This is a genomic window from Burkholderia sp. Ac-20379 (assembly GCF_017104645.1).
GTDB lineage: Bacteria > Pseudomonadota > Gammaproteobacteria > Burkholderiales > Burkholderiaceae > Burkholderia.
The window spans coordinates 1-1,588 of the sequence record NZ_JAAGPF010000670.1 but is presented as its reverse complement, the minus strand read 5'-3'; the positions used below and the strand labels follow the sequence as shown (position 1 = coordinate 1,588).

The following is a 1,588-nucleotide window of genomic DNA, read 5'->3' as shown; positions in this document are numbered from 1 at the left end:
GTCGGCCGGCAGATGGCCGAGCCAGCGGATGTCGCCGGGCAGCGCGGCCTGCAGCAGCGTCGCGTGCCGCGCCGAGCCCACGCGGTTCGCCAGCACGCCGTGGAACGGCAGCGCCGGCCGGAATCGCGCGAGGCCGAACGCGAGCGCGCCGAACGTCTGCGCCATCGATTTCGCGGAGATCACGGCGGCCACCGGCACGCCGAACCGGCAGGCCAGATCGGCGCTGCTCGGCGTGCCGTCGTACAGCCCCATCGCGCCTTCGATCAGGATCAGATCGGCCTCGGCCGCCGCGCGGGCCAGCAGGGCGCGGCAGCCGGCCTCGCCGACCATGCCGAGGTCGAGCGAATACACCGGCGCGCCGCTCGCGCGCTCGAGGATCATCGGATCGAGGAAATCGGGGCCCGTCTTGAACACGCGCACGCGCCGGCCGAGCCGCCGGTGCAGCCGCGCGAGGCCGGCCGTGACCGAGGTCTTGCCTTGGCCCGACCCGCCCGCGCTCAGGAACAGCGCCGGGCACGCCAGCACGCCGGCGGTCATGCTCAGAACTCCACGCCGCGCTGCGCCTTCACGCCCTGTTCGCGGTATGGGTGCTTGACGAGCCGCATCTCGGTGACGAGATCGGCGGCCTCGACGATCGCATCGGGCGCGTGGCGGCCCGTCACCACCACATGCAGCGACGGCCCGCGCGCGGTCAGCACGGCCAGCACCTCGTCGAGCGGCAGATAGTCGTACTTGAGCACGGTGTTCAACTCGTCGAGGATCACCATCTGATAGTCGCCGCTCTCGATCATGCGGCGCGCCTCGTCCCAGCCCTTGCGCGCGGTGGCGATGTCCTTCTCGCGATCCTGCGTGTTCCAGGTGTAGCCGTCGCCCATCGTCACGAAATCGCAGTCGGCGAACGTGTTGAGCAGGTCGCGTTCGGCCGTGTGCAGCGCGCCCTTGATGAACTGCACGACGCCGAGCTTCATGCCGTGGCCGAGCACGCGCACGGCCATGCCGAACGCAGCGGTGCTCTTGCCCTTGCCGTTGCCGGTGTTGACGATCAGCAGGCCCTTTTCGGCGGTGGCCGCGGCCTGCTTCTTCTCGTGGCCGGCGCGGCGGCGTTCGGTCATGCGCTGATGCGATTCGGGATCGGTTTTCATGGGATGTCGGTGGTTCGGGGTTCTGAATTCGGGAGCCGGCTCAGGCCGGCCCGGCGATCGCGACGGTCACGCCGTCGACGATCGTCTTCGGCACCAGCAGCCGGCCCTGCGGCGCGGCGGCCAGCGCGCACGGCTCGCAGACGCCGTCGACGCCGAAGCGCGCCTGCACGGCGCTCGGGCGGCGCGTGACGGCATCGGCCTCGTCGCCAGGCGCTTCGTGGGGTTCACGCGGTTCATGTGTTTCCCGCGCTTGCGTTCGCGCCGCGATCGCGTCGCGCGAGATCGCGCGCAGCGGCCAGCCATGACGCTCGCAGCATGCGATCAGCCCCGGCTCGCCGGCCTTCGCGTCGAGCGTCGCGACGCAGGCGACCTGCGCGTGCGTTGCGGCCTCGGGGCCGTGCAGCGCGCCGAGGCGCGCGAGCGCGGCCGCGATGGCCGCCTCGATA

Annotated in this window: 2 protein-coding genes and 1 pseudogene; all 3 read right to left on the bottom strand. The window is 71.8% G+C overall.

The features are described from left to right. Nucleotides 1-525 (bottom strand): annotated as a pseudogene (locus G3N92_RS33820) (cobyrinate a,c-diamide synthase); the annotation flags it as partial. 14 nt (nucleotides 526-539) lie between these two features. Next, nucleotides 540-1,142: a cob(I)yrinic acid a,c-diamide adenosyltransferase gene (gene cobO / locus G3N92_RS33815; protein WP_206131839.1), complete on the bottom strand. Its 603-nt coding sequence runs from the start codon at nucleotides 1,140-1,142 to the stop codon at nucleotides 540-542. 40 nt (nucleotides 1,143-1,182) lie between these two features. Then, nucleotides 1,183-1,587 (bottom strand): cobalamin biosynthesis protein, encoded by a 405-nt coding sequence (locus G3N92_RS33810; RefSeq protein WP_339385889.1) that lies wholly within the window; start codon nucleotides 1,585-1,587, stop codon nucleotides 1,183-1,185. Between the last annotated feature and the right edge of the window lies 1 nt (nucleotide 1,588).

Bases quoted from the DNA above. Each gene is read 5' to 3' on its own strand.
- cobO (WP_206131839.1), bottom strand. From the start codon at position 1,142: ATGAAAACCGATCCCGAATCGCATCAGCGCATGACCGAACGCCGCCGC.